The following is a 4,803-nucleotide window of genomic DNA, read 5'->3' as shown; positions in this document are numbered from 1 at the left end:
GGCTGGTCCGAGGGTGTGGGGATGGTGGTGCTGGAGCGTTTGTCGGATGCTCGGCGTCATGGTCATCGGGTGTTGGCGGTGGTGCGGGGTTCGGCGGTCAATCAGGATGGTGCGTCCAATGGGCTGACGGCGCCGAATGGTCCGTCGCAGCAGCGGGTGATCCGGCAGGCGTTGGCCAGTGGTGGTCTGTCGGCGGCGGATGTGGATGTGGTGGAGGCGCATGGTACGGGGACGACGCTGGGTGACCCGATCGAGGCGCAGGCGCTGTTGGCGACTTATGGTCAGGGGCGTGATCCGGGGCAGCCGCTGCTTCTTGGGTCGGTGAAGTCGAATCTGGGTCATACGCAGGCTGCCGCGGGTGTGGCGGGTGTGATCAAGATGGTGATGGCGATGCGGCACGGGATGCTGCCGCGGACCTTGCATGTGGATGCGCCGTCCTCGCACGTGGACTGGTCGGCGGGTGCGGTGGAACTGCTGACCGATGATCACGAGTGGCCGGACGGGCAGCGTGCGCGTCGGGCGGGTGTGTCGTCGTTCGGTATCAGCGGTACCAACGCGCACGTCATCCTGGAGCAGCCGGAGCCGGTCGCCGAGGCGGAGACCGACGGGGGTGTCGCTTCTCTGGTTCCGGGTGTGGTGCCGTTGGTGCTGTCCGGGCGGACGGCGGAGGCCCTGCGGGCGCAGGCCGCACGGCTCCTTGCCCGTATCGAGGCCGACCCCTCCCTGCGCGCGGTGGACCTGGGCTACTCCCTGGCCACGCAGCGCTCGCTGTTCGACCACCGCGCCGTGGTCCTGGCCGACGCCTGGGAGACCGCCGTACGCGGACTGGCCGCTGTGTGCGTGGGGGAGCCCGACCCGGCCGCGGTCGTCGGTGAGGACGAGGCCGGCCGTACGGCGTTCCTGTTCTCGGGGCAGGGTTCGCAGCGGCTGGGTATGGGGCGTGAGCTGTATGCGCGTTTCCCGGTGTTCGCGGAGGCGTTCGACGCCGTGTGCGCGGGGCTGGACGGGCACGTGGAGCGCCCGTTGCGTGAGGTGGTGTGGGGCGAGGACGAGGCGCTGCTCAATGGCACCGCGTACGCGCAGGCGGGTCTGTTCGCCGTCGAGGTGGCGCTGTTCCGGCTCCTGACGTCCTGGGGTGTCACTCCCGACTTCGTGGCCGGCCACTCCATTGGTGAGGTGGCGGCGGCACACGTGGCCGGGGTGCTGTCGCTCGCGGATGCTTGTGTGCTGGTGGCGGCTCGTGGCCGGTTGATGCAGGAACTTCCCGCGGGTGGTGCGATGGTGGCGGTGGAGGCCACCGAGGCGGAGGTGCTCGAGCACCTGGTGTCCCTCGAGGATGTGTCCATTGCCGCCGTCAACGGCCCGGCTTCCGTGGTGGTCTCCGGTGTGGAGGACGCGGTGGAGGCGGTCGCGGAGGTCTTCCGTGGGATCGGACGGCGTACGTCCCGCCTACGGGTTTCGCATGCGTTCCACTCGCCGTTGATGGAGCCGATGCTCGATGCCTTCCGCGAGACCGTGGCGGGGCTGTCGTTCGCGGAGCCGCGCCTGCCGGTGGTGTCCAATGTGACCGGCCGGATCGCACAGGCCGGTGAGCTGGCCGACCCGGAGTACTGGGTGCGCCATGTGCGTGAGGCGGTCCGTTTCGATGACGGTGTGCGGGCTCTGACCGGTCAGGGTGTGTCGCGGTTCGTGGAGTTGGGTCCGGACGGTGTGCTCTGCGGTATGGCGCGGGAGAGCGCGGGCGAGGACGCGGTCCTGGTCCCGCTGCTGCGCAAGGACCGGGAGGAAGTCACCGCCGCTCTGGCCGCTCTGGCCGAGCTGCACGTGTGCGGCGCCGCCGCCGACTGGGCCGCCGTCCTCGACGGCACGGGCGGCCGGGCCGTGGACCTGCCGACGTACGCCTTCCAGCACGAGCACTTCTGGCCGACGGGTACCGTCACCGGCAGCGGGGACATCAGGCTGGCCGGGCTCGGCGCGGCCGGACACCCCCTGCTGGGCGCGGCTGTGGAACTGGCCGGCGGGGACGGGGTGGTGTTCACCGGCCGACTGTCGGTCCAGTCGCACCCGTGGCTGGCCGATCACGTGGTCCAGGGTGCCGTACTGGTGCCGGGCACGGCCCTGCTCGAACTGGCCGTCCGGGCCGCCGACGAGGTCGGCTGCGACGCGGTCGAGGAACTGACTCTGCCCGCACCGCTCGTACTGCCCGAGCGCGGTGCCGTGCGCATCCAGGTGAGCGTCGGCGAGCCGGACGACTCCGGCCGCCGCGCGATCACGCTGCACTCCCGGGACGACGCCGGGGACGAGCGGCGGCCGTGGACCCTCAACGCCGAGGGCGTCCTGACCCCGGACACGGTGGCTCCGGAGTTCGACGCCTCGGTGTGGCCGCCGCAGGGCGCCGCGCCGGTCGACGTGAGCGACTGCTACGAGCGGCTCGCCGACGCCGGTCTCCGCTACGGCCCCGTCTTCCAGGGCCTGCGCGCCGCCTGGCGGCGCGGCGACGAGGTCTTCGCCGAGGTCGCCCTGGACGAGGAGACGGACGGCACGGCCTACGGCCTGCACCCGGCGCTCTCCGACGCGGCCCTGCACGCCTCGTTCGCCTTCGGCGGCGACGACGCCCCGGGCGGGGTGCCGTTCGTCTGGGAAGGCGTGTCGCTGCACGCGTCCGGCGCATCGGTGCTGCGGGTCCGGCTGGCCCGGACCGGGGACGACACCCTGGCCGTGCACATGGCCGACCCCTCCGGGGCGCCCGTCGTCTCCGTCGAGTCCCTCACGGTCCGCGCGGCCACCGCGGGCGTACGCCCCGACGACGCCTCCCGGTCCCTGTACCGCGTGGAGTGGGTTCCGGCCCCCGGTGCGGACAGCGATGCCCTTGCGGGCCCGGTGGGCGTCCTGGGCACGATCGGTACGGGCGCGTTCGCGGGCCTGCCGGATGACGGGTTCGTGGCGTTCGCGGACCTGGCGGACCTGACCGCCGGCGGTGAGGTGCCGGGGACGGTACTGGCCGACGCCGGCGCCCTCGCCGGTGGTGCCGACGTGCCCGGTTCCGTGCACGGCGCTGCGGTCCGGGCACTGGAGTTGATCCGTTCCTGGCTGGCGGAGGGGCGGTGCGCCGACTCGCGCCTCGTGTTCGTCACCCGTGACGCCGAGGGCGCCGACGACCTGTCCGGTGCCGCCGTACGGGGCTTGGTGCGCTCCGTGTCGCTGGAGCACCCGGGCCGCTTCGGTCTCCTCGGCGTGGAGCACGGCACGGACACCGGAACGCTGACCGCCGCCCTCTCCGTGCAGGAGACGGAGACCGCCGTACGGGACGGTGAGGTGCGGGTGCCGCGGCTGACGCGGACGGTCCCGGTCGACGACGCCGGCACCCCGGCGGCCCACACCCCGCTGTCGGACCCGGACGGCGGCACCGTGCTGGTGACCGGCGGTACGGGCGGCCTGGGCCGCATCCTCGCGCGGCACCTGGTCGTGGAGCACGGCGTACGGGATCTGCTCCTCGTGAGCCGACGCGGTCCGGCCGCCCAGGGCATCGACGCCGTGACGGCCGAACTGACCGGCCTGGGCGCCCGCGTCTCGGTCGCGGCGTGCGACCTGGCCGACCGTACGGCCGTCGACGCCCTGCTGGCCGGGGTGCCGGCCGACCGCCCGGTCCGGGCGGTGGTGCACGCGGCGGGTGTCCTGGACGACGGCATGGCCGAGACCTTCACCCCGCAGCGGCTGACGGACGTGCTGCGTCCCAAGGTGGACGGGGCGTGGAACCTGCACGAGGCGACCAGGGACCTCGACCTGGACGCCTTCGTCCTCTTCTCGTCGGTGGCGGGGACGTTCGGCAGCGCGGGCCAGGGTGCCTACGCGGCGGGCAATGCCTTCCTGGATGCGCTCGCGGAACGCCGCCGTTTTCTCGGGATGCCTGCGGTGTCCTTGGTGTGGGGGCCGTGGTCGCAGGATGCGGGCATGATGGAGGGGCTGTCGGAGGCCGATCGGCTGCGTATCGCGCGTTCGGGTCTGCCGGCGGTCACGGCGGAGCAGGGCACGGCGTTGTTCGATGCGGCCCTGGCCTCGGGCGAGCCGGTCGTCCTCCCCGTACGCCTCGACCTGGCCGCACTGCGCGGTCGGGAGGACGTCCCGAACCTGATGCGCGGACTCGTCCGTGCGCGCCGGCGTCGTTCGGCGGCCGGTGGGTCGGCGGCGACGGTGGGCCTGGTGCAGCGCCTGGAGGGTCTGGGAGCGACCGAGCGCCGTGAGATCATGCTCGATCTGGTGCGTGGTCAGATCGCGGTCGTTCTCGGTCACTCCGGTGCGCAGAGTGTTCATCCCGACCGGGCTTTCCAGGACCTGGGCTTTGATTCGCTGACGGCGGTGGAGCTGCGCAACCGGCTGGGCAAGGCGACGGGGCTGCGGTTGCCGGCGACGGTGGTGTTCGACTACCCGACGGCTGCGCTCTTGGCCGGTCATCTGCTGGACGGTGTTCTCGGTGTCACGGAGGCGGCGGCGGTGGTGCCGGTGTCGGCGTTGCCGTCGGTGGCGGACGATCCGGTGGTGATCGTGGGGATGGCGTGCCGTTATCCGGGTGGGGTGGCTTCGCCCGAGGATCTGTGGCGTGTGGTGTCGCAGGGTGTGGACGCGGTCTCGGAGTTCCCGTCGGACCGTGGCTGGGATGTGGAGGCGCTCTACAACCCTGATCGGGCGGTGGCGGGTACGTCGTACACGCGCTCGGGTGGTTTCCTGCATGATGCGGCCGAGTTCGATCCCGAGTTCTTCGGGATGAGTCCGCGGGAGGCGGTGGCCACGGACGCGCAGCAGCGG

The 4,803-nt window shown here is 72.5% G+C and carries 1 protein-coding gene; it reads left to right on the top strand.

Annotation, left to right across the window (positions count from 1 at the left end):
* On the top strand, nt 1-4,803 hold a 4,803-nt coding region (locus ACVV2G_RS33210; RefSeq protein WP_453846481.1), incomplete at both ends, for a type I polyketide synthase.

This window comes from Streptomyces sp. JK94, assembly GCF_053613315.1.
Note: the sequence above shows the minus strand (reverse complement) of the source record. Positions and strands in the feature narration are given on the sequence as shown.